The sequence below is a fragment of the Candidatus Skiveiella danica genome (assembly GCF_022705245.1).
Taxonomy (GTDB): Bacteria; Pseudomonadota; Gammaproteobacteria; order Burkholderiales; family Burkholderiaceae_C; genus Skiveiella; species Skiveiella danica.
Genome location: NZ_JAKJEW010000008.1, coordinates 110,190 through 131,600, shown reverse-complemented (window position 1 = coordinate 131,600; position 21,411 = coordinate 110,190). Strand labels below are relative to the sequence as shown.

20 protein-coding genes and 2 pseudogenes are annotated in these 21,411 nt (G+C 64.3%); 5 read left to right on the top strand and 17 right to left on the bottom strand.

Annotated features, from left to right (window positions below; genetic code table 11):
• The 3 genes and pseudogenes from ACMUOY_RS06825 to ACMUOY_RS06815 form a co-directional block, all read right to left on the bottom strand.
• A partial coding sequence (locus ACMUOY_RS06825) for a Bug family tripartite tricarboxylate transporter substrate binding protein (RefSeq protein WP_413891943.1) occupies positions 1 to 750 on the bottom strand: 750 nt, incomplete at its 3' end.
• Between the two features lie 73 nt (positions 751 to 823).
• Positions 824 to 2,056, bottom strand: coding sequence for a CaiB/BaiF CoA transferase family protein (locus ACMUOY_RS06820; RefSeq protein ID WP_413891942.1), 1,233 nt, complete (start codon positions 2,054 to 2,056; stop codon positions 824 to 826).
• A gap of 18 nt (positions 2,057 to 2,074) precedes the next feature.
• Positions 2,075 to 2,311 (bottom strand): annotated as a pseudogene (locus ACMUOY_RS06815) (hydroxymethylglutaryl-CoA lyase); the annotation flags it as partial.
• Between ACMUOY_RS06815 and ACMUOY_RS06810 the strand changes: the two are divergent.
• Entirely contained in the window at positions 2,295 to 2,483 is a 189-nt protein-coding gene (locus tag ACMUOY_RS06810) for a hypothetical protein (RefSeq protein WP_413891941.1), read from the top strand. The pseudogene ACMUOY_RS06815 and the gene ACMUOY_RS06810 overlap by 17 nt on opposite strands.
• Before the next feature lie 226 nt (positions 2,484 to 2,709).
• On the opposite strand, the gene ACMUOY_RS06805 is transcribed toward ACMUOY_RS06810, so the two are convergent.
• A complete protein-coding gene (locus ACMUOY_RS06805; RefSeq protein WP_413891940.1) occupies positions 2,710 to 3,507 on the bottom strand; it encodes an SDR family NAD(P)-dependent oxidoreductase in 798 nt (265 codons plus the stop codon).
• Positions 3,508 to 3,602: 95 nt separating this feature from the next.
• Here ACMUOY_RS06805 and ACMUOY_RS06800 point away from each other — a divergent pair, with 95 nt between their 5' ends.
• Together ACMUOY_RS06800 and ACMUOY_RS06795 are read left to right on the top strand one after the other, a co-directional pair.
• Positions 3,603 to 4,715 carry an alpha/beta hydrolase family protein gene (locus ACMUOY_RS06800; protein WP_413891939.1) on the top strand — a complete coding sequence of 371 codons (1,113 nt, stop codon included), beginning with the start codon at positions 3,603 to 3,605 and terminating at the stop codon, positions 4,713 to 4,715.
• Between the two features lie 48 nt (positions 4,716 to 4,763).
• On the top strand, positions 4,764 to 5,225 hold the full coding sequence (locus ACMUOY_RS06795) for a MerR family transcriptional regulator (protein WP_413891938.1): 462 nt from the start codon (positions 4,764 to 4,766) through the stop codon (positions 5,223 to 5,225).
• A 76-nt stretch (positions 5,226 to 5,301) separates the two neighbouring features.
• On the opposite strand, the pseudogene ACMUOY_RS06790 reads toward ACMUOY_RS06795, so the two are convergent.
• The 10 genes and pseudogenes from ACMUOY_RS06790 to ACMUOY_RS06745 form a co-directional block, all read right to left on the bottom strand.
• Positions 5,302 to 5,577: pseudogene (locus ACMUOY_RS06790) on the bottom strand (protocatechuate 3,4-dioxygenase); the annotation flags it as partial.
• 374 nt (positions 5,578 to 5,951) lie between these two features.
• Positions 5,952 to 6,608: a DsbA family protein gene (locus ACMUOY_RS06785; RefSeq protein WP_413891937.1), complete on the bottom strand. Its 657-nt coding sequence runs from the start codon at positions 6,606 to 6,608 to the stop codon at positions 5,952 to 5,954.
• Positions 6,601 to 7,041: a disulfide bond formation protein B gene (locus ACMUOY_RS06780; protein WP_413891936.1), complete on the bottom strand. Its 441-nt coding sequence runs from the start codon at positions 7,039 to 7,041 to the stop codon at positions 6,601 to 6,603. The genes ACMUOY_RS06785 and ACMUOY_RS06780 overlap by 8 nt, the downstream gene beginning before the upstream one ends.
• A 516-nt stretch (positions 7,042 to 7,557) precedes the next feature.
• The gene (locus tag ACMUOY_RS06775; protein WP_413891935.1) at positions 7,558 to 7,944 is read right to left on the bottom strand and encodes a hypothetical protein; all 387 of its coding nucleotides are present in this window, start codon (positions 7,942 to 7,944) and stop codon (positions 7,558 to 7,560) included.
• Positions 7,945 to 7,991: 47 nt separating this feature from the next.
• A complete protein-coding gene (locus ACMUOY_RS06770) occupies positions 7,992 to 11,111 on the bottom strand; it encodes an efflux RND transporter permease subunit (RefSeq protein WP_413891934.1) in 3,120 nt (1,039 codons plus the stop codon).
• Position 11,112: 1 nt separating this feature from the next.
• The gene (locus ACMUOY_RS06765; protein WP_413891956.1) at positions 11,113 to 12,219 is read right to left on the bottom strand and encodes an efflux RND transporter periplasmic adaptor subunit; all 1,107 of its coding nucleotides are present in this window, start codon (positions 12,217 to 12,219) and stop codon (positions 11,113 to 11,115) included.
• A 14-nt stretch (positions 12,220 to 12,233) separates the two neighbouring features.
• Positions 12,234 to 12,794: a hypothetical protein gene (locus ACMUOY_RS06760; protein WP_413891933.1), complete on the bottom strand. Its 561-nt coding sequence runs from the start codon at positions 12,792 to 12,794 to the stop codon at positions 12,234 to 12,236.
• Positions 12,795 to 12,830: 36 nt separating this feature from the next.
• A complete protein-coding gene (locus tag ACMUOY_RS06755) occupies positions 12,831 to 14,168 on the bottom strand; it encodes a TolC family protein (protein ID WP_413891932.1) in 1,338 nt (445 codons plus the stop codon).
• Positions 14,169 to 14,301: 133 nt separating this feature from the next.
• Entirely contained in the window at positions 14,302 to 14,655 is a 354-nt protein-coding gene (gene czcI, locus ACMUOY_RS06750; protein ID WP_413891931.1) for a cation efflux protein, CzcI family, read from the bottom strand.
• Positions 14,656 to 14,674: 19 nt separating this feature from the next.
• Positions 14,675 to 16,942 (bottom strand): heavy metal translocating P-type ATPase, encoded by a 2,268-nt coding sequence (locus ACMUOY_RS06745; RefSeq protein WP_413891930.1) that lies wholly within the window; start codon positions 16,940 to 16,942, stop codon positions 14,675 to 14,677.
• 112 nt (positions 16,943 to 17,054) lie between these two features.
• Here ACMUOY_RS06745 and cadR point away from each other — a divergent pair, with 112 nt between their 5' ends.
• Positions 17,055 to 17,552 carry a Cd(II)/Pb(II)-responsive transcriptional regulator gene (gene cadR, locus ACMUOY_RS06740; protein ID WP_413891929.1) on the top strand — a complete coding sequence of 166 codons (498 nt, stop codon included), beginning with the start codon at positions 17,055 to 17,057 and terminating at the stop codon, positions 17,550 to 17,552.
• Between the two features lie 377 nt (positions 17,553 to 17,929).
• Here the strand turns inward: cadR and ACMUOY_RS06735 are convergent, their stop codons facing one another.
• The gene (locus ACMUOY_RS06735) at positions 17,930 to 18,778 is read right to left on the bottom strand and encodes a class III extradiol dioxygenase family protein (protein WP_413891928.1); all 849 of its coding nucleotides are present in this window, start codon (positions 18,776 to 18,778) and stop codon (positions 17,930 to 17,932) included.
• Positions 18,779 to 18,807: 29 nt separating this feature from the next.
• Positions 18,808 to 19,158 (bottom strand): protocatechuate 4,5-dioxygenase subunit alpha, encoded by a 351-nt coding sequence (locus tag ACMUOY_RS06730; protein ID WP_413891927.1) that lies wholly within the window; start codon positions 19,156 to 19,158, stop codon positions 18,808 to 18,810.
• A gap of 87 nt (positions 19,159 to 19,245) precedes the next feature.
• Here ACMUOY_RS06730 and ACMUOY_RS06725 point away from each other — a divergent pair, with 87 nt between their 5' ends.
• On the top strand, positions 19,246 to 20,148 hold the full coding sequence (locus ACMUOY_RS06725; RefSeq protein ID WP_413891926.1) for a LysR family transcriptional regulator: 903 nt from the start codon (positions 19,246 to 19,248) through the stop codon (positions 20,146 to 20,148).
• 19 nt (positions 20,149 to 20,167) lie between these two features.
• On the opposite strand, the gene ACMUOY_RS06720 is transcribed toward ACMUOY_RS06725, so the two are convergent.
• On the bottom strand, positions 20,168 to 21,382 hold the full coding sequence (locus ACMUOY_RS06720; protein ID WP_413891925.1) for an MFS transporter: 1,215 nt from the start codon (positions 21,380 to 21,382) through the stop codon (positions 20,168 to 20,170).
• Positions 21,383 to 21,411: the final 29 nt, after the last annotated feature.

Below are 21,411 nucleotides of genomic sequence, written 5' to 3'. Positions count from 1 at the left end.
GAAGCCCGGCACGCCGGCTTCCGCGGCGGTGGGAATGTCCGGTGCGGCTGCGGAGCGCTGGGGCGACGCAATCGCCAACGCGCGCACCAGGCCCGCCTTGATCTGCCCCTGAATGGCCGGCAGCGCCACCACGGCCCAGTCCACCTGGCCGCCGATCAGATCGGCCACCAGCGGGCCGGTGCCGCGGTAGGGGATGTGCGTGGAAAAGGTGCCGGTCGCGTCCTTGAACTGCTCGGCTCCGAGGTGCAGGATGGTGCCGTTGCCGGCCGAGCCGTAGTTGTACTTGCCCGGGTTGGCCTTGAGCAGCGCCACCAGTTCCTTCAGGGTGTTGGCCGGCACCTTGGGGTTGACCACCAGCACCATCGGCGTGGAGCCCACCACCGCAATCGGCGTGACATCGGCCACGGGGTCGAAGGGCAGCGACTTGAGCACCGACGGGTAGATCACATGGTTGTTGGACACCATGCCCAGCGTCTGCCCGTCGGGCGCCGCCTTCACCAGGTTCTGCGTGCCCACCACGCCACCGGCCCCCGGCTGGTTGTCCACCACCACGCTCTGGCCCAGGGCCTTGCCGAGCTGGTTGCTGGAAGCGCGGGTGATCGCGTCCACCCCGGAGCCGGCGCTCACCGGCAGGATGAACCGCACCGGCTTGTCGGACTGCGCCAGCGCCAGAACCGGCGATCCGGCAAGGGCCAGGCCGGCCATGGACAGCAGGGCCTGGCGGCGGGTGTTGAGGGCTTTCGGTTTCATGGTTCGTCTCCGCGTGGTGGTTGTGATTTCAGCCGTGGTGATGTGGCGGGTGTGAACGCCACGCCCCCCGCACTCAGCCGACGGCGCGCTGCGCGCGCAGCGCCTCGATGGCGGCAGCGTCGTAGCCCAGCGCGGCCAGCAGTTCGGTGGTGTGTTCGCCCTGGTGCGGCGGCTGCAGGCGCACGCCCAGGCGCTGGCCGTCCATGGTGAAGGGGAACAGCGTGGAGCGCGCGGTCTCGCCGGCGCGCGCGCCGTCGGGCAGGGTGATCTCGGCCAGGCCGCCGGTGGCGTTGAGGTGCTCGTCGTCAAACAGCTCCTCGGGCTTGCGGATCGGCGCAAACGGCAGGCCCACGCGCTCGAACAGCGCGGCCAGCTCGGCGGCGCTGCGGTGGGCCAGACGCTCGCGCAGGATGGGCATCAGTTCCGGGCGCAGCGTGACGCGCTCGTTGTTGGTGGCGTAGCGCGCATCGGCCTTGAGGTCGGCAAAGCCCAGCGCGTCGCAGAAGACGGCCCACTGGGCGTCACTGACCGCCGAGAGGAAGATCTGCTCGCCATCCCTCACCGTGAACACGTCGTACACCGCCCAGGCCGAGATGCGCTCCGGCATCGGCGCGGCGGGCTTGCCGGTGATGGCGTACTGCATCATGTGCTGGCCGACCAGGAACACGTTGTTCTCGAACAGGGCGCTCTGAACCTCCTGTCCGCGGCCGGTGATGCCGCGCTGGATCAGCGCGCCCAACGCGCCGATGGCACCAAACATGCCGCCCATGATGTCGTTCACGCTGGTGCCGGCGCGCAGCGGATCGCCCGAGCGCCCGGTCATGTAGGCCAGGCCGCCCATCATCTGCACCACCTCGTCCAGCGCCACGCGGTGCTCGTACGGGCCGGGCAGAAAGCCTTTGTGGCTGACATAGATGAGGCGCGGATTGACGGCGGACAACGCGGCGTAGTCCAGCCCGTATTTGCCCATGGTGCCGGGCTTGAAGTTCTCGGCCACCACGTCGGCGCTGGCCGCCAGCTTGCGCGCCACGGCGGCGCCTTCGGGCGTGTGCAGGTCGATCGCGATGCTCTTCTTGTTGCGATTGAACATTGGGAAGAAGCCCGCCCCCGCGCCCAGCAGGTGGCGCGTGCGGTCGCCCTCGATCGGCTCGACCTTGATGACCTCGGCACCCATGTCGGCCAGCACCATGCCGCAGGTGGGGCCCATGACCATGTGGGTGAATTCGACCACGCGAAGCCCGGCCAGCGGCAGTGGGCGGGACGCCGGGTCGGGCGAAGCGGAGGGGGTGGAATCTGGGGCGTTCATGCGCAGGGGTCCGGAGGTTCAGGCCAAGGCGGCGGCGGGTGTGAGGGTGCGGGGCAGACCCGCCTGCGCAATCGTACCGTGCAAGGATTCGCCTGCCAGCCAGCCGGCCACCTGCGCACGCAGCGCCAGCAGCGCGGGCAGGTCGATGCCGGTGTCCAGCCCCATGCTGCGCAACAGGTAGGCCAGGTCTTCGGTAGCCACGTTGCCGCTGGCGCCCGGTGCATGCGGGCAGCCGCAGATGCCCGCGGAACTGGCACGGCCCTACGCCGACGCCTTCGGCCTGTGCGTGGTGCCCCTGGCCGACGACTGGGCCCGCCGCCGCTTTGCCATCGCCACCCGAGGCGACGACACCCTCACGCCGGCCGCGCGGCTGCTCGTCGAGCATCTGGAGGCGTCCGGACGCTGTGACGGGAACAAATTTGAATGAAATGGGCCAGATCCCATCGCAGGATGGTCACTCGTAGCTATTTTATTAGGAGCTAGTACCCGGGCAATACGCGGATGACAGCCATCGCCCACCTGCCGACGGTCGTACGCGACTGGCATCGGATGGGTGAATCTGCCGCCGCCAGCGCAAAGGCGGGCCGCAAGACCCGATTTCCTGTTTCTATGCGTTGAAGCAGCGGCTCATCGGGTCGATCATGGTGCGGGCCTTATGCGACGGGTCGGGTCAAGGTTTTGACCACTTGGGTGGCCAGGTTGCGCGGCGTGATGCGCACGCTTTGGGCCATGGCCCAGTTCATGAAGCCGGGGATGTAGACCCGCTGTCCGCGTTGCATGGCGCGGTAGCCCAACGCGGCAACTTCCTCTGACGTGGGCAGCTTCTTGCCCTTGACCAGTGCCGAGTGACCCAGGTCGGCCTTGTCCTGAAAGCCCGAGGCCGTCGGACCGGGGCACAGCGCCGTCACGGTCACTCCGGTGTCTTCCAGCTCGGACGCAATGGCCTCCGAGAAGCTCAGCACAAATGACTTGGTGGCGTAGTACACCGCCATATAGGGGCCTGGCTGAAAGGCCGCCGTGGAGGCGGTGTTCAAAATTTTGCCGCGCGTCGCCAGCAAGTCGGGCAGGAAGAGCTTGGTCAGCACGACAACCGAGTTCATGTTGAGCTGCATCATGGCCAACTCCGACGTCAGTGCCGAGTCTTTGAACTCGCCGAAGGCGCCGTACCCGGCGTTGTTGACCAGGGCGCTCAGGACGATGCCGCGCGCCTTGATGTCGGCGTGCAGCTGCGCGGCACCATCGTTGGTTTCAAGATCGGCACCGATGACGGTGACGACCACCTTGAACTGCTTTTGCAGCGCATCGGCCAGGGCCTGCATCCTGGCCACACCACGGGCCGCCAGCACGAGCTGGTAGCCGTCCTGCGCAAAGTGATACGCCAGCGCTTTGCCGATGCCCGACGATGCGCCGGTGATGAGTGCTGTCCTGTGGGGTGTTGGGGGTGAGGCCAAATGAATCTCCAAAGAAATGTTTCGATGGAGAGATTGAAAACCCGGCACCAAAGTGCCAGGTCAAGCGGTTTTCCTGCCTGCACCAAGGTCATTGAATGGCCTTGACCTGGCACCTAGGTACCAGGTATAGGATGGGTTCAAACCCTATGAAACCCATTCCTTTACCCAAGGCCACCGCCCACCGACACAAGGTTTGGCTGCCGGGCGCGCTGCTTGTTTTTGCCGCCGTGCTCAGCCTGGCCGGCGCGCGCGCTCAAGAAGCCCAGCAGCCGGGGGCGACTTTGGCGTCACCCGCCGCTGAAGCGTTGGAAGTGGATGCTTCATTGTTCACCGTGCAGAGCTTCGATTGGTTCGACAGCCAGCGCCAGCGCCCGGTGCCCGCGAAACTGTATTTGCCCGCTGGAAAGACTGCGGTGGGGTCGGTACCACTGGTCGTCTTCTCGCACGGAATCGGGGGCTCAAGGGACGGATACAGCTACCTCGGTCGTTACTTTGCCGCTCACGGGTATGGCAGCCTGCATGTGCAGCATGTGGGCAGCGACCGTCAGATCTGGTCGGGCAATCCGTTTGCCCTGCCTGCCCGCCTGAGCGATGCGGCGCAAGCTTCGGAGGCGCTCAATAGGGTGCAGGACCTTCGGTATTCGCTCGACACGATGCTGGCCGCCCCGGAAGGCGCACTGTTCGACACCCGGCGAATCGTCGCCGCCGGTCACTCTTACGGCGCCAACACCACCATGCTGATCGCGGGCGCGCAGGTTGAGCAGCAAGGGCAAAAGGTGTCGCTGCGAGACCCCCGAATCAGCGCGGCCATTCTCATCTCGGCGCCCCCTTTCTATGGCATGGGGGATCCCAACAAGATCCTCTCCACCATTGACGTTCCGACGCTGCACATCACGGCCACCGAGGACGTGATTCAGATCCCGGGTTATGTCTCTGGCCTTCAGGATCGGATGGACATTTTCAACGCCACAAGCAGCGAGCGTGCCGTACCCAAGGTGCTCGCTGTTTTCAAGGACGGGTCGCACAGCATCTTCACCGACCGCGCAGGGACCGGTGGCCTGACCCTGAACCCCAAGGTCAAGATCGCCACACGCCAATTGGCGCTGGCCTTTTTGAACGGGATCCCCGCCAGCAACTACCGGGCGATGGACGCTTGGCCGCTCAGCAATGCCAGCCTTGTCGCCAGGTTCGAAAAGCTGGAGCCGTAGCGCACCCCTCGCACCGGCCTGCGCCTGAGCACCTGACACCACCCAGCCATGAAGACCGTCAACACCTTGAATGCTTTCAAGTCTTTGCAGACGACCAGTGCCTTGTGCAAAGCCGCCAACGTGACCCGCGGTCAACTGCGCCTGTATGAGGATGAAGGCTTGATTGCGCCACAGAGCCGGACCGAGGCCGGCTATCGCCAATATGGCGCCGACACGGTGGACCGGCTCAAGGCCATCATGCATCTGAAGGAACTCGGCTTCACGCTGGCCGAAATCGCGCTGCTGCTGTCCGATCGCGATCAGGGGGAACTCGATGAGCAAGCCATCGTGCGACTGGCTTGCGAAGTCCTGTCAAAAATCGATGAACGCATTGCCGCCCTGCAAGTCATTCGTGCTTATGTGGCACCGGTTGCCTTGGGCGACATGAGCGTGCTGCAGGATGAAGACTGCAACTTCCTGGTCCAGTTCATGACCGCTCTATCGGTTGAGAAGACCCGGCGACGCGCCTGAACCGGTGCGTGAGGACCCTGCCGGCTCCAAAGACCCAGAATCGGGCCCGGTCAGCCGTTCCATCCGATCCAAGCCCTCACGCCACTTCCAGCGCCAGCAGCCCGGTGGCCGTGTTGGAGATCGGGATGTGGTAGTTGCCGTGCACCTTCTTCACGCTGGCGCCGCCGGCCGAGACGGCGCCGCGCATGGCCAGCCAGTTCAGCAGTTCCACGCCCTGGGTGCCGGCTTTCTCCACCAGTTCCAGGTCGCTGAACTGCGTGGCCCATTCGGGGTTGGATTCCATGCTGCCGAGGAACTGCAGGTCGAAGCGCTTGTTGAAGAAGCCGGCGCGCTCGCCTTCGAGCCTTGCCGAGCGCCAAACAGCATCTTTACGCCGGCCGCCCGGCTACAGGTAGAGCATCTGGGGGCAGCGGAGAAGCTGGAACCGACGGATTTTGGATGAAATGGGACCATTCCCATCGTGGGATGGTCACTGGCAGCTATGGTATCAGGAGCGCTTATCTCGGCAACTCATGGAACGGCAGTGATCGGCCATCAGCCGACACTGGAGATTACAAAATTTTGGGCCGCTTAAGGCCCAAAAGCCGTCACGACAGGCTCAGTTTTCAGTCAGCAAAAAGAAACTATCGAACGGGAATTGCGCGAAGGCGCCCTGGCGAGTTGATCGGCGTCGCATGGATCGCCGACCATGCCCATTTACTGCAGAGCGTGCCTTATCCTGGCTCCTCATTTCCCATAGGCGCTGCGGACCTCGTTCGCAACCAAGGCCTTGAGTTGATCCGCACCGAAGTCAACCAGCGGCTGTCCGTTGACAAAGAAGCCCGGCGTCTTGGTGACTTTCAAGGTCTTTCCATCAGCAATGTCCTGCGCCACGATTTCCGCCACACGCGGACTGTTCATGTCGGATCTGGCTTTTGCCACGTCCAGCCCCGTTTCCTGCAGGAGATCCCAAACCAATTCAGGTTTCGCCTCGTGATGGACGACCCAAACGGACTGTGACTTGAGCAGGGCCTGCAGAACCGGCCAATACAAGCCCTGCATGCGGGCCGCCTCGATAAGCTTGACGACCTCATACGACCCTTTGTGCAAGGGGGCATAGCGCATCACCAGATTGACCTGCCCGAAGCTGCCACCGACAAGGCTTTTGACCAACGGATAAAACGCACTGCAGGTCTCACAGGCAGGGTCGATGAACTCGACAATCGTCACCTTGGCACTGGAGTTGCCAAAGGCGGGCGAATGAGGCCGGACCAAGGCCGCGCGGTTATCCTGCGCCAACTGCGCGGCTTGCTGGGTTTGTTGCTGTGTGTAGAAAAAAACACCCAGTGCAAACACCACCAGTGCCAACAGGCCGGCAGACACGACCAATATTCTTTTATTCATTTCTGGATCCTTTTTTGACGATTGACAGGAAGACCACGACTAGGGAGAAGGCTGCAATAGATAGCAGAGGTACGGGGACAAACCCAAACAGCACCGCTTTGACATCGGTACAGGAGGCACCTTCGCCACAAGGCACAAGATCCTTCGGGATCACGCCCCAATACAGCAGGCAGTGATAGAGGGCAACAATCCAGCCGGCAACGGCGAGCGGCAACGCGTAGCGCACGCATCGGTCATCAAAAGGCATCAGCCCCACCGCCATGATGATGACCAGGGGGAACATGGCGATCCGCTGGTACCAGCACATCACGCAAGGCAGAACGCCCATGACCTCGCCCAAGAAAAGTGCGCCCAGCGTGGCGGTCAAGGCGACCAGCCAGGCCAGAAATACCCAAAGCCAGGAATTGTCCTGGACCGATGTGGTGGATGTCATGAACGTGTTCTTACTTTTTTGTTGCCGGAGGTGTTGATGGATCGAGTTTGTCGGCGAACAAGGCCGATACAGTCGCTCCGATATCGGTTCAGCCACGACGGCATGACCCCCAAATCAACTTGCTCTGCGCTCCACAGGAGCATTGCAGTCTCTCGGGTTCAGGTACACCAGATCCTTCACGTTCCAATGCGAGTCAGCCGGAGTCGGGACGGTGCTCAAGGTCGCGCGGCCGCTCCGCCAGTACCGAATCGTCACGTATTGGACGCCCTCTGACCGCATCAACGGTACAAGCTTGCAATCTTCGGCAAGTTTTCCCGCAATTGCAGCCCCCATTCCAACGTCGGTGACCCATCCTTCCCGCCAGCCTTCTTTCCAGGACAGGCGTCCTTCGTACACGACATTCGCGCATCCGGCAAGCAGCGCTGCGGCAAGAAGAGCAGTCGCGTTCAGGCAATACCTCATCAGCATCTCCTTCATTTCGGCAAGGTGCGACCGGCAGGCCGCACCGACCGCCCATTACTTCAGCACGAACCGAGCTGTAGAGGACTTGCCGGCAATGGAAACGACAGCAACGACCTTGGTGTTGGCCGCAACTTTGAAGACGCCTCTGGCTTCCAGCTTGTCGCCAGCGGGCTTGAGTTCCACCTCCTGCTTTTCAGTGCCGGCGAGCAAGGTCAACTTGGCCGAGGCTTTGCTGATATCCACGGCCTTGCCGTGGTCACGCAGATGTAGTTGCATTGCATCCGGCCGGGCGACCAATTCGTAGTCCATGTCCTTGACTTCGACCACCACGCCGCCGTGCAGCGGCTTGTGTTCGTGCGCGTGGTCGTGCTTGTCGCCAGCGGCGAAGGCAGATCCGGCCAAAGCCAGGATGATGGCGGCAATAAGGGCATGGGTCTTCATAGGAGTCCTTTCGGGGTGGTGGGAGGGAACAGGGAACAGGGAAAAGATCAAAGCGCCTCGGCGTCCTTGTCGTCCATGAGCGCCTCAGCCGGCTTGCGGCCGAAGAGCCAGAACATGGCGGGTGTGAGGAAGGTGTCGAGCAGGGTCGAACTGATGAGGCCAGAGAAGATGACGACAGCCACCGGATGCAACACTTCAGTGCCAGGCTGCTCGGCCTCGAACAGCAGCGGGGCCAGCGCGAAGGCGGTAACCAGCGCTGTCATCAGCACGGGGCTCAGCCTCTCCAGTGAGCCGCGCATGATCATCTTCTGGTCGAAGGACTCGCCTTCGAAGCGCATCAGGTTGATGTAGTGGCTGACCTTCAGGATGCCGTTGCGCACAGAGATGCCAGCCAGCGTGATGAAGCCAACCAGCGCGGCCACCGACAGCGGTTGGCCTGAAATCCACAGGCCAATCACCGCGCCGACCAGGGCGAGCGGGATGTTCACCATGATCAGCGCTGACAGCACCGCAGACTTGTAGCGACTGTAGAGCACCACGAACATCAGCGTCAGCGACACGAGGGACAACAGGCTGACCAGGCGCGAGGCCTCCTCCTGCGCTTGGAACTGCCCGCCCAGGGTGATGAAGTAGCCTTCGGGCAGCTTGGTCTCCGCCACGACCTTGCGGATGTCGGCCACGATCTCCGACAACGCGCGTCCGGACGCATTGGCAGACAACACGATGCGCCGCTTTCCGTCGTCGCGGCTGATCTGGTTCGGGCCGTCGCCGTCCTCGATGGTGGCAATTTTCGACAGCGGGATGCGGCCGTTCGGCGTCTCGATCAGGATCTGGCCCAGGCCTTCCACCGAGCGCGCCGACTCCGGCAACTTCACCACCAACGCGAAGCGACGGCTCCCCTCCACGATCTGGGTGACTTTCTCGCCCTCGACCAGCGCTTGCAGGGCGGACAGCACCTGAGGCGTCGGAACGCCATACTGCGCCGCGGCGGCGTAGTCGATGCGCACCTTGATCTGCGGCGCCAGCACCTGCTTCTCGATCTGCAGGTCGGCGATGCCGGGGATGGTGGCCAGTTTCGCGCGCAGCACATCGGCCTGGCCGCGCAGAGCATCGAGGTCTTCGCCAAAGATCTTGATGGCGATCTGCGAGCGCACGCCCGACAGCATGTGGTCGATGCGGTGCGAGATGGGCTGGCCGATTTCCAGCGCTGCCGGCAGGTTGACCAGCCGCGCACGGATGTCGGCCTTGATCTCGTCCATGCTGCGCGAGAGTTCGGCGGTGGGCTTGAGGCCCACGTCGAGCTCGCTGACGTGAACGCCTTCCGCATGTTCGTCCAGTTCTGCCCGGCCACTGCGTCGCCCGACGTGTGTCACTTCCGGAACCTGCTTGACCAGCACCTCGGCCTGGCGGGCCAAGGTCGATGACTCCGTCAAGGTCACGCCAGGGTTCAGGCGCAGGCCGATCAGCAGCGTGCCTTCGTTGAACGGTGGCAGAAAAGTCGTTGGGAAGAACGGCACGGCAACCGCGGCCACCAGCACTGCAGCGCCCGCGGCTGCCATGGCAGCCTTGGGCCTGTCGAGCACACCCTGCAGGCTGCTGCGGTAGCGCGCCTTTAGCCAGGCCAGGACCTTGGTGTCGCCGTGGTCCAGGTTCTTCATGCGCGGTAGCAGGTAGAAGCTGAGAACCGGTGTCACCGTCACCGAGACGATCAGCGAGGCCAGCGTCGACACGATGAAGGCGATGCCCAGCGGCACGAACAGCTTGCCCTCCAGTCCCGGCAGCGCGAACAGCGGGATGAAGACGAGCACGATGATGACCGTCGCGTAAAGGATTGCTGACCGGACCTCCATCGTTGCGTGGGCGACGATCTCGATCGGATGCAGCCGGCTGTGTGGATGGTTGGCCCGGTCGGACTTGAGACGCCGCAACACGTTCTCGACGCCGACCACCGCGTCGTCGACCAGTCCACCAATCGCGATGGCCAGGCCGCCCAGCGTCATCGTGTTGATCGACAAGCCGAAATACTTGAAGACCAGTGCGGTGATGAAGATCGAAACCGGGATCGCCGTCAGCGCGATGATGGTCGGCCGCAACGTCCCCAGGAAGAAGAACAGGATCACCGCGACGAAGATCGAGGCGCCAATCAGCTTGCCTTGCAGCGTGGTGATCGAGGCTTCGATGAAGCTGGCCTGGCGGAAGGTCACACGGGGCGCGTCCATGCCCGCCGGCAGGGATGCCTTCAGCCCCACCAGGGCGTCCTCGATGGACTTGGTGAGCGCGATGGTGTCGGCGGTCGGCTGCTTCTGGATGCCCAGGATCACGGCCGGCTTGCCTTCGTAGCCCGCGTCGCCGCGCTTGGGCGCCGCGGCGAAGGTCACCTCGGCGATCTGGCGCATCAGGATCGGTTGGCCGTCTTTGGCGGTGAGTGCCAGGTTCTTCAGGTCATCGAGGCGTGAGGTGCGGCCCAGGTTGCGGATCAGGTATTCGCGGCCGTTCAGTTCCAGGAAACCGCCCGAAGAGTTGGACGAATAGCCCTTCAACGCGCCTTCGAGCTGGTCGTGCGTGATGCCCAGCTCGGCCATGCGCGTGGTGTTTGGCTGCACCTGGAACTGGCGGACTTCTCCGCCGATCGGGATGACCTGCGCCACGCCCGGGACTGAGAGCAGGCGCGGGCGCAGCACCCAGTCGGCGTACTCCCGCACCGCCATCGCGCTAATCTTGCTGGGATCAACCGGAATGGCGATCTGCATGATCTCGCCCATGATCGAGCTGATCGGGCCCATGCGCGGCACTACGCCGTCGGCGATGCCTTCCTCCATTGACGACAGCCGCTCCGACACCAGTTGCCGGGCACGGAAGATGTCGGTGCTCCAATCGAAGGTGACATAGAGGAAGGACAGGCCGGCCGACGAAGTCGAGCGCACCGACTCCACGCCGGGCAGACCGTTCATCGTCGTCTCCAGCGGGAAGGTGATGAGCTGCTCCACCTCTTCCGCCGCCATGCCCCCAGCCTCGGTCATGATGGTGACCGTGGGTTTGTTGAGGTCTGGGAATACATCCACCGGGGTGCGCGAAAGCGTGAACGCGCCGTAGGCCATCAGCACCACGCTGGCGATGATCACCAGCAGCCGGTTGCCCAGGCTGTTATCGAGAAGCCACTTGAACATGTCAGCGCACCTGGTTGATCAAGGTGGCGCCCTGGGTGGCGACCCGATCGCCGGCCTTCAGACCCGACGTCACCGCGACGCTGATGCCATCCAACGACTCGGTCGTGACGGTGCGCGGCTCGAATCGTTCCGGTGCGGCCTTGACCCAGACGATGGTCTGATTGGCTGGGTTCTTCATCAGCGAAGCGACCGGGACCGCGAGACCCTTGACCTTCTCTTTGGTCTGCACGAAAACACGCACCGGCTGACCAACGGCCAGGCTGTTTAGCGCGGCGCCCTGGGCGCGAAAGCCCAGCGGCAACGCCTGCTCGCGCAAGCTGCGCGCGGCACCGATGAACTCCAGCGGCACACGCTGGTTGCCGATGGACAGCGTGGCGCTGCCCACATTGGCCGCCAGAGCCGGATCGAAGGCCAGGGCCTCAATGCGCAGGCGGCTCGGGTCGACGATCTCGAAAAGCAGCTCGCGCGCGTCGACCACCTGGCCCGCCACGACGTGGGCCGAAGCGATGACGCCGGACACCGGTGCCACCAGGGCTTCACGCGTCGCCAGGCCGCCACCGATTGCGGCAATGCGCTCGGCCAGACTGGCGGATTCGCTTTCTGCGGATTCGATGTCCTTGCGCGGTACGGTGTCCGCGAGTTCCTTCAGGCGAGCCACGCGCTTGTCGGCCAGCGACTTGGCCGCGCGCAGCTCGACCAGCTGGGACGACTGGTTGGAGCGTTCGATGGGTGCTGCCGAGGGCACCACGTAGGCCAGCACCTCGCCCTTGCGCACCGCCTGGCCCAGGTTGGGCAGACCGCGCGGGCCGGGCTCGATGCGGCCGGCATTCAGCGGCTGCACCTTGCCCCCGGCGTTCGGGTCCATCAGCACCTTGCCGGTGAGTTCCACTGCGCGCGGCAGCTCGGCGTCAACCGTGGCCATGGTGCGCACACCCAGCTGGCGCTGCGCCGGCTTGGGTAGAAACACACTGCCATCCGGCAGTCGTTTCGGGCCATTGCTGTTGGCAGCTGGTGCTGCATTACCGTGGTCATGACCTTCTCCGGCAAGGGCCGGTGCCGCCAGTGCCAGCAGCGCAGCAGACAGAGCGGCACATGCTGCCGCAGACATCAAAAAACGTGGCTTCATGCGGCACCTCCAGCACGGCTAAAACGATTGGCGCGAACACGGCGCAAGGCCAAAGTCAGCAAGACCAGCGCGAGAAGTCCACCAAGACTCCAGGCGCCATAGACCTTCCATATCTGGCCTGGAGCGGCCTCGTCGGCGTGGGGGTCTCCATGAAGATCCAGATCACCTGCAAGCAGATCGGTTTCCTGCCCTGCAATCACGGTCGCCGACACTGAAATATCTCCAGGCTTGAGTTCCTGGGAAAGCGTGGCTTCAAATTCGCCTTCACCATGGGGCTTGACGTCCACTTTGACACCCCCCAGCTCCAGTTCAAGCTTGGCCGCCTTGACGGGGCTGTTATCGGCCGTGCGATCCAGATAGAGGGTCAGTTGTTTTCCGTTGAGCACACCGACCAACTCAAAGGTTTCGGAAACCGCCGTGAACCGTGGAAGAGCCGGACCGCCCGCGGCAGTCGTCGCTTCTCCATGGTCGTGACCGTCGCCCGCCCAGGTCGTGAAAGTTGTGGTGGCGACAAGCATCGCCAGGCAAAAGGTTTTGAACCTTTTCAGAAAAGTCATGATGGAATTCCTTGAGTTTTAGAGCCTTGCCAGGGCTTATTCAGGCAAAAGCCCGAGGGTTTGGCGCAGTGAGGAAATAGCGGCGGCAAGATCAATGCGAACCCGGGCTGCCTGTCGTTCGGCGTCGATGGCCTCGCGCTCGATGCGTAAGAGAGTGGGCAGATCGGTTTCCCCCATGCGGAACGACTTCTGGAAGAAACTGCGTGACTCACGTGCCAATTGCGCACGCCTGTCCGATGCGCTCTGCTGAATCCGTATTGATTCAAGGCCAACCCGCGCAGCCATCACTTCGCGCAGCAAGCGCTCCCGCTCCAAACGAAGCTGTCCCTCGACTTCAATCGCATCGGCGTGCGCTGTTGCAAGCCGAGCCCGATTGCGACTGTCCGACCCGAAGGGAATGCGGATGCCCAGTGTGATGGTTTGCTTGTAGGCCTCGTCGAATTGCCCACGCTCCCGCGTCGTCGCAAGCGCCAATTCAGGATTGGCGCGCGTTTGTACTCGCACCAGTTCGGCGGACCGACGCGCCACTTCAGCCCGATCCAATAACTCCGCGACCGCAGGGTGACGGGTATCGAGGTCCGTTAAATCAGTGGGCACCTCTGGAATAGCCTCCATGACCGCTGCGGAAAAGGGCGTCTGGAAATCGTTCTGCACTAGGCCTAGATCAGCCTGGGCGAGCAAGCGCTGGACTGCTCCAGCCAAAGTGCCCGCGGCATCGGCAAGCTCCACCTCGGCGGACGCCACAGCACCATCGGTCTGATGCTGGTCTGAGCGGGCCAGATCGCCCGCCTTGACCCGCCTGGCCACGTCCGCCGCGATCTGCTGCGAGCTGTTCAAGCGTTCGCGCGCCAGTTCATGTCCGGCCCGGGCACGCTGCCAATGCCAATACGCCTCTCGAACCACAGCTGCCGTGCGCAATTGCGCCGCCTGTACCCGGCTTGTCGCCACGCGGTTCTCTGCATCGGCCACAGCGCCAGTGCGCGCACGCTCACCCGGCAACCACAGGGGCATGGTCAAACCCACAAAGACCTCACGACTGCCCAGATTCTGGTTCAGGCGGTCGGTCTTGGTCGCCAATTCCACGGAGGCCGGTTCAGCCGTCCAGCTGTCGGCCGCGCTTCTACGGGCAGCGCCTGCCTCTTGCCGAGCCTGTTGTGACAGGGCTTCAGGTTGACGCAGCCATGCCGCATCAAATGCCTGTTTAAGCGTTGATGAAAGACCCGCCCCTGCAGGCGTCGCAGAAGCAGTCTGCATCGGAGCCGGCATGAAAGCCCCGTTGGGAAGGCTTTGCGGCGATTGTTGGGACCAGCCACTACCTGCCGCCAGCACCATTAGCGTGCATAGCAACCAATCTGATTTGTTTCTTCGGAACATCCGATTCTCCAGTGATGAATAAACACGTGGGGAATCGGCGAGGTGCGATCAACAGGATCGCGACGCGACCTGTCTGACCACTCGAGGTGGTTCGAACAGGACGCGAGAGGACGGGTGACGCCTACCTCGCCGATCAGGCGAGGTCAGCCCAATTGGGACGTTCAGGCAGAGAAGGAGGAGGCGAGGAAGTGCGGAACTGATGTCCGGTGTGCATGTCCGATGTCACGCCCACTGTCAGCACCGATAACGGCTCGAAAATAGCCGTCGAACACCCAGCATGGCAGGTGCCGCAGTCCGCATCAATACTGCCATTGGCTTTGGGACTGCTGTTGTCCGCACGCTCGGCATCGACGGTGTGCTGATGCTCATGGTGCCCGAAATGCTGCGCGGCGGAACCGGTTTCGTGCTGGCAATAGACGCTTCCCGCAGCCCAGCTGAGCTGCAGCGGCAGAAAAACCAGGAGGAAGATTGTGAGCCAGCGACGCATTGCGGCGGGAGTGTAGCAGCTACAGGGTTTTGATCTGAATGGGCCTGTGCGGCAGATGGGCTTTGGGCTCAACCCCGTTTATCCGCAACAGACGCAAGCCGTTGAACACGACCAGCAGGCTCGCACCCATGTCGGCGAACACCGCCATCCACATGGTGGCACTGCCAGACACCGCCAGAACCAGGAAGACCGCCTTGATCCCCAGGGCAAGGACGATGTTCTGCCACAGCACGGCGCGGGTGCGGCGCGACAGCCGGATGACCTCGGGAATGCGCCGCAGGTCGTCGTTCATGATGACCACGTCGGCCGCCTCCATGGCGGTGTCAGTGCCTGCGGCGCCCATGGCGATCCCGATGTCGGCACGTGCCAGCGCGGGCGCATCGTTGATGCCGTCCCCGGTCATCGCAGTGCTGCCGTAGCGCTTTTGCAGGTCTTCGATGGCCGACAGCTTGTCTTCGGGCAGCAGGTTGCCACGCGCATCGTCGATGCCCGCCTGCCGGGCAATGGTTTGCGCGGTGGCGGTGTTGTCGCCGGTCAGCATGACGGAGACCACCCCGAGGGCGTGCAGTTCGGCCAGCGCCTGGCGTGAGCTCTCCTTGATGGTGTCGGCCACGGCGAAGATGGCCAGCACCTGCGCGTCCGTTGCCAACATCGTTACGGTACGCCCCTGCGCCTCATGCACCGCCAGCCGTGCCTCGATCTCAGAACTGCACAGTCCCCGATCTTCAATCAGCCGGTGATTGCCCAGGATCAGCGTCTGCCCCTCGGTACGAGCCTGGCTGCCACGGCCTGGCAAGGCGGTAAATCCCTCCAGTTGCCCGCTGCCCTGATCAAGTTCCTGGGCAATCGCCCGGGATACCGGGTGATCGGACTGGCCCGCCAGGTCGCCGGCCCAGCGCAGCACCTGGGCTTCGGGGATGGACGACGGCAGCACCTCGGTCGCCACCAGTTTGGGTTTGCCCTCCGTGATGGTGCCAGTCTTGTCCAGCGCAATGGCCTTGAGTTTGTAGGCACCTTCCAGGTAAACGCCGCCCTTGATCAAGATGCCGCGTCGCGCGGCGGCGGCGAGACCGCTGACCACGGTGACCGGAGTGGCGAGCACCAGGGCACAAGGACAGGCAATCACCAGCATGACCAGCGCCTTGTACAGCGCCTGCGTCCAGCTCACATCCATCAGCCAGGGCGTCAGGATGGCCACCGCCACGGCCAGCGCAAAGACCACCGGGGTGTAGACCGCTGCAAACTTGTCGACGAACTGCTGCGTTGGGGCACGGTTCCCTTGTGCCTGCTCGACGGCGTGGATGATGCGGGCCAGCGTGGTGTTGCTGGCGGCGGCGGTCACCCGTACTTCGAGGGTGCCGGTGTCGTTGATCGTGCCAGCGAAAACCGCATCGCCCACACCTTTGTCGACCGGCAGGCTCTCACCCGTCACGGGCGCCTGATTCACGGCACTGGTGCCCGAGGTGACCTTGCCGTCGAGTGGAATGCGCGCGCCCGGCTTGACACGGACGACGGCGTCAAGGGCCACTTCAGCGGCGGCAACAGGCAACCAGGTGCCGTCGGGCTGGCGCACTTCCGCCGTGTCGGGCGTCAGGTCCAGCAGGCTCTTGATGGCGTTGCGCGCCCGGTCCACAGCACGCGCCTCGATCAGCTCTGCAATAGCGTAGAGCGCCATCACCATGGCGGCTTCAGGCCACTGGCCGATCAGGAAGGCGCCGGTCACGGCCACCGTCATGAGGGCATTGATGTTCAGGCGTCCCTGGCGCAAGGCGGCAAGGCCCTTGGTGTAGGTCGAAAAGCCCGCCAGCCAGATGGCCGTTGCCGCCAGGGCCATGCCCGCGACCTTGAACACCATCGTGTCGGGCACAAAGAAGGCGAGCAGTTCCGCGACCACCGTCAGCCCAAGGGCCAGACCCAGGCGCCACAGTCCTTCGGACGCCGGGGCGTGTTCGTGGGCATCAGGGCCGCCGGATCCCAGCGGCTGGGGGTCGAAGCCAGCCCGGCGAATCGCCTCCAGGGCCTGCGGCAGCACGGCGGCGGGCGCATGGATCGCCAGGGTACGCGCGCTCAACTGGAAATTGAGGCTTTGCACACCCGTCACCCCGGCCAGGGCGTGGCGAATTTCGCTTTCCTCTGCGGCGCAATCCATGGTGAGAATACGAAATACCATGCCACCGGCATCGTTTGGCGCAGGCCTGGGCGCGGTTAAAGCTGTTGGCGTGCCACAGGTGGCGCCGCATCCGCAGGCGGCGCCATCGCCTGGAGTTTCGACTTGGGGTGGAGTCATGGATTTTTCTTGCATGGCCGTATTGGGAACCCTGTAGCCACTAAAGAGTCAAGCGCCTACACTTCGTGGTGTTATTCCTTAGCCCCACAGGCCTGAACCGCGGAGCCCCATCATGAAAATCGGTGAACTGGCGAACTTGACCCATACCCAAGTTGAAACCATTCGCTACTACGAACGCGAGGGCCTGCTGCCCGAGACCGCGAGGACCGGGGGCAACTACCGTATATATGGTGATGCCCATGCCGCGCGCTTGTCTTTCATCCGGCATTGCCGCGGTCTGGACATGACACTTGACGAAATTCGCGTTCTTCTGCACTTCAAGGATGCGCCGTCCGAGAACTGCGGCGAGGTCAATGCGCTGCTGGACGAGCACATCGGGCATGTCGCCGAACGCATTCGGGAGCTGCGAACGCTGGAAAAGCAGCTCAAGAGTCTGCGAGAGCAGTGCCGGGAAACGCAGGACGCCGGACACTGCGGCATCCTGAATGAACTCACCGAGATTGCGCGCCATCCGGGCGGCTTGCGGGACCACGCCGGGCATGTTCATGGCGCGCATAAGAGGACAGCGTCGCGCAAGGCAATGCCAGAGACGACGGGCCACGCGCGTTAAATGGTATTTGTCGAGGGTGCCACAGCATTTCTGCTTAACCGTGTCGTTCACTTTCCAGGCATCACGACGCGACTCCCAATAACCATCCAGGCACTTCACTCGGGTGGCTGAAGTCATCCCGACCTACTGTTGGAGTCTGATGCCCCCGAGCATAAAGGCCGCTTCTCGCCACAAACCCGACCCTGACCATGGAAGGGCGGGAGTCTGCTCAGGGTCGTTAGCGGCCATAGCGTCGGCCAAAATCCTGGCCTCGTCCCGTCAGACCGCCTTTCGGGGCAGCCAGTCGACCAATCTCCGCAAGAATAGCGACCATCCCATCGCGGAATGGTCGCTTGCAGCTATCGTTTCGATAGCATGTGTCGCCTCAATTCAGGCCCTCACGCCACCTCCAGCGCCAGCAGCCCGGTCGCTGTGTTCGAGATCGGGATGTGGTAGTTGCCATGCACCTTCTTCACGCTGGCGCCGCCCGCCGAAACCGCGCCGCGCATGGCCAGCCAGTTGAGCAGTTCCACGCCCTGGGTGCCGGCTTTCTCCACCAGTTCCAGGTCGCTGAACTGCGTGGCCCATTCGGGGTTGGATTCCATGCTGTCGAGGAACTGCAGGTCGAAGCGCTTGTTGATGAAGCCGGCGCGCTCGCCCTCCAGCTGGTGCGACAGGCCGCCGGTGCCCAGCACCACCACGCGCTCGGAGCTGTCCCAGGCGCGGATGGCCTCGCCCACGGCCTGGCCGAGCTTGTAGACGCGCCGCGCGGTGGGCAGCGGGAACTGCACGGTGTTGATGTTGATGGGCACGATCTTCACCGGCGCCACCTCGTGGCCGGGCCAGAACAGCTTGAACGGCAGCGTGCAGGCGTGGTCGATCAGCATCTCCTGGCAGGTGACGATGTCGAACTCGCGCTCGATCAGGTGGTTGATGAGGTGCCAGGACAGGTCCAGGTTGCCGGGCAGCGGCGCGGTGGTGGGAATGCCCCAGCCTTCGTCGGCGTTGCGGTACTCGGGCGCGGCGCCCACGGCAAAGGTGGGCATCTTGTCCAGGAAGAAGTTCAGCCCGTGGTCGTTGTAGAACACCACCACGGTGTCCGGCTTGACCTGGGCCAGCCAGTTGCTGATGGGCGGAAAGCCGTTGAAGAAGGGCTTCCAGTACGGGTCCTGCTGCTTGCCTTTGTGGATGGCGCCGCCGATGGCGGGAATGTGCGAGGTGGCGAGGCCGCCGATGAGGTGTGCCATGTGAATGCTCCTGTGCTTCGGCGGTCGTTTTACTGCTCGTTCGCGGCGACCAGTTTCGCCTTGAACTCGTCCTTGGTCACACCGGTCTGCTGTGCGCCGATGTCCTGCATGTCCAGCCCGAAGATGCCCGCCAGCTTGGCCAGGTAGTAGGCGTTCCCGCCGGCGGCCAGCATCTGCAGCACCTGGCCGGAGCGCACCGCAGCCGCCTGCTCGGGCGTGAGCGCGTACTGGCGCATGTAGCCTTCGGTGTCGGCCAGGAAGGCGTCGCGATTGGCCTTGTCGTTGAAGGAGAAGCACATCTTGTTCAGCGCATAGCCCTTGCGGGCCATGGTGCCGTCGAACGGGGTGGTGCCGGGGATGGCACGGGGGGTCGGGCTCAAGGGGCTCTCCTGATGGTTGATGTTTGTCAGGCCTGCAGTGTCTCGCCTGCATTGCCAAAGATAAACCCATCAATCATGATTCGACCCATGAGCAAATTCGATTGGTCGGACTTGGACGCGCGCCTGCTGCAGCTGCTGGTGGCGGTGGTGGAGGTGGGCAGCATCACGGGTGCGGCGCAGCGCCTGGGTGTCACGCAGTCGGCGGTGAGCCACCTGCTGGACAAGCTGCGGGCCATCACCGGCGACCCGCTGTTCGTCAAGTCCGGGCGTGGCATCGTGGCCACCGCGCGGGCCGAGGCGCTGGCGGCGCAGGCGCGCGAGCTGCTGGGCGAGCTGGAGCGTTTTGCGCGCTCGGGCGAGTTCGATCCGGCCCGCTGGCAGACCACCTTCACCATCGCCGCCAACGACTTCCAGCGCGACCTGCTGCTGCCCGCCCTGATGGCGCGCCTGCGCCGGGCCGCGCCGGGCCTGGCGCTGCGGGTGATCCCGTCCGACGTGCCCAGCCTGGAGATGCTGCGCGGCGAGCACTGCCAGCTCGTCATCAGCCCGCGCCCGCCCGACGGCGCCGACATCCTGCAGAAGCGCCTGTTCGACGACCGCTACCGCGTGTTCTACGACCCTGCCCTGCGTGAGCCCCCACTCACCCGCGCCGACTATCTGGCGGCCGAGCACATCACCGTGGTCTACGAGCCGCGCCGGGCGCTGGACCTGGACCGGCACCTGGCCGCGCAGGGCGTCCAGCGCCGCTTCGCCGTCATGGTGCCGGGTTTCGCCGGTCTGCCGCCCTTCATCCGCGGCAGCGACCTGCTGGCCACCGTGCCGGGGCGCCTGCAGTCGCACCTGCTGCGCGACCTGGCCAGCGTGGAGCCGCCCGTGCCCTGCCCGCCCATGCCGATGTACATGGTCTGGCATGCACGGCACCAGGTGGATGCGGCGCATCGGTGGTTGCGGGGGGAACTGGAGGCGGTGGTGGGCGACGTGGTGACCTGATTGCCCTGCGGACCCGCGTTCACGCGGCCACCGCCCGCGCCTGCGGTGCCTCCTTGATCGGCAGATGAATCAGCGCCGCGCCAACGGCCAGCACGATGTCGGCGTACCAGAGCCAGTCGTAGGAACCGGTCGCCTCGAACACCTTGCCGCCCAGCCACGCGCCCAGGAAGCCGCCCACCTGGTGCGTCAGCAGCACCAGGCCGAACAGCGTGGCCATGTTGGCCGGGCCGAAGAAGCGCGCGACCAGCCCGGCGGTGGGCGGCACGGTGGAGAGAAAGGTCAGACCCATCACGGCAGCGAAGACCAGCATCACCGGGCCGGTCTTGGGCGCCATCAGGAACACGGCCACAGCAACGGCGCGCGTGGCGTACACCAGCGACAGCAGCGACTTCATGCGCCAGCGCCCCACGGCCCAGCCCATGCCCACACTGCCGATGATGTTGAACAGCCCGATCATCGCCAGCGACCAGCCGGCCCACTGCGGGGGCAGGCCGCAGGTGTCCACGACGCCGGGCAGGTGCGTGGCCAGGAAGGCCACGTGAAACCCGCAGACGAAAAAGCCGGCCGCCAGCAGCAGGTAGCTGGGGGTGCGCAGCGCCGTGCCGATGGCTTCGCGCGTGCCCACAAGCTTCTGCCCGGCCGGGGCGGCCTGCAGCGAGTTGCCGCGCAACAGGAAAGCCGCCGGCAGGCACACCAGCACGATCACGCCCATGATCTGGAGCGCCGCGACCCAGCCCACGCCGAGCATCAGCGCCGCCGCGATCGGCGCCATGACGAACTGGCCGAACGAACCGCCGGCGTTGACAATGCCCGTGGCCAGTCCGCTCCTGCCGGGCGGCAGCAAGCGCGTGGTGGCGGCCATCAGCACCGCCGGCCCGGCCATGCCGGCGCCGCCGGCCGACAGCACGCCAATCGCGAAGATCAGCCCCACCGTGCTGGTCATCAGCGGCGTGATGAAAGTGCCCAAAGCCACCAGCAGCACGCCGGCCAGCAGCACGCGCCCCGCGCCGATGCGGTCGGCCACGGCGCCGGCGAAGGGCTGCGTCAGCCCCCAGAACAGCTGCCCGAAGGCAAACGCCAGGCTGATGCTGCCCAGGCCCAGCCCGGTCGAGGTGTTGATCGGCGACAGGAACAGGCCCATGGTCTGGCGCGTCCCCATGGTGAGCGCAAAGGTGCCGGCGGCGGCCAACAGCACCAACCAGAGTGCGGGTTGACTTCTCCTGTTCTCAATCATCGTGGTCTCCAGAATGTCCAGTGGCACTG

Bases quoted from the DNA above. Each gene is read 5' to 3' on its own strand.
- ACMUOY_RS06745 (WP_413891930.1), bottom strand. From the start codon at position 16,942: ATGACTCCACCCCAAGTCGAAACTCCAGGCGATGGCGCCGCCTGCGGA.
- ACMUOY_RS06735 (WP_413891928.1), bottom strand. From the start codon at position 18,778: ATGGCACACCTCATCGGCGGCCTCGCCACCTCGCACATTCCCGCCATC.
- ACMUOY_RS06785 (WP_413891937.1), bottom strand. From the start codon at position 6,608: ATGAATAAAAGAATATTGGTCGTGTCTGCCGGCCTGTTGGCACTGGTG.
- czcI (WP_413891931.1), bottom strand. From the start codon at position 14,655: ATGCGTCGCTGGCTCACAATCTTCCTCCTGGTTTTTCTGCCGCTGCAG.
- cadR (WP_413891929.1), top strand. From the start codon at position 17,055: ATGAAAATCGGTGAACTGGCGAACTTGACCCATACCCAAGTTGAAACC.
- ACMUOY_RS06720 (WP_413891925.1), bottom strand. From the start codon at position 21,382: ATGATTGAGAACAGGAGAAGTCAACCCGCACTCTGGTTGGTGCTGTTG.
- ACMUOY_RS06820 (WP_413891942.1), bottom strand. From the start codon at position 2,056: ATGAACGCCCCAGATTCCACCCCCTCCGCTTCGCCCGACCCGGCGTCC.
- ACMUOY_RS06760 (WP_413891933.1), bottom strand. From the start codon at position 12,794: ATGACTTTTCTGAAAAGGTTCAAAACCTTTTGCCTGGCGATGCTTGTC.
- ACMUOY_RS06795 (WP_413891938.1), top strand. From the start codon at position 4,764: ATGAAGACCGTCAACACCTTGAATGCTTTCAAGTCTTTGCAGACGACC.
- ACMUOY_RS06810 (WP_413891941.1), top strand. From the start codon at position 2,295: ATGCCCGCGGAACTGGCACGGCCCTACGCCGACGCCTTCGGCCTGTGC.
- ACMUOY_RS06775 (WP_413891935.1), bottom strand. From the start codon at position 7,944: ATGAAGACCCATGCCCTTATTGCCGCCATCATCCTGGCTTTGGCCGGA.
- ACMUOY_RS06755 (WP_413891932.1), bottom strand. From the start codon at position 14,168: ATGTTCCGAAGAAACAAATCAGATTGGTTGCTATGCACGCTAATGGTG.
- ACMUOY_RS06780 (WP_413891936.1), bottom strand. From the start codon at position 7,041: ATGACATCCACCACATCGGTCCAGGACAATTCCTGGCTTTGGGTATTT.
- ACMUOY_RS06765 (WP_413891956.1), bottom strand. From the start codon at position 12,219: ATGTCTGCGGCAGCATGTGCCGCTCTGTCTGCTGCGCTGCTGGCACTG.
- ACMUOY_RS06770 (WP_413891934.1), bottom strand. From the start codon at position 11,111: ATGTTCAAGTGGCTTCTCGATAACAGCCTGGGCAACCGGCTGCTGGTG.
- ACMUOY_RS06725 (WP_413891926.1), top strand. From the start codon at position 19,246: ATGAGCAAATTCGATTGGTCGGACTTGGACGCGCGCCTGCTGCAGCTG.
- ACMUOY_RS06800 (WP_413891939.1), top strand. From the start codon at position 3,603: ATGGCCTTGACCTGGCACCTAGGTACCAGGTATAGGATGGGTTCAAAC.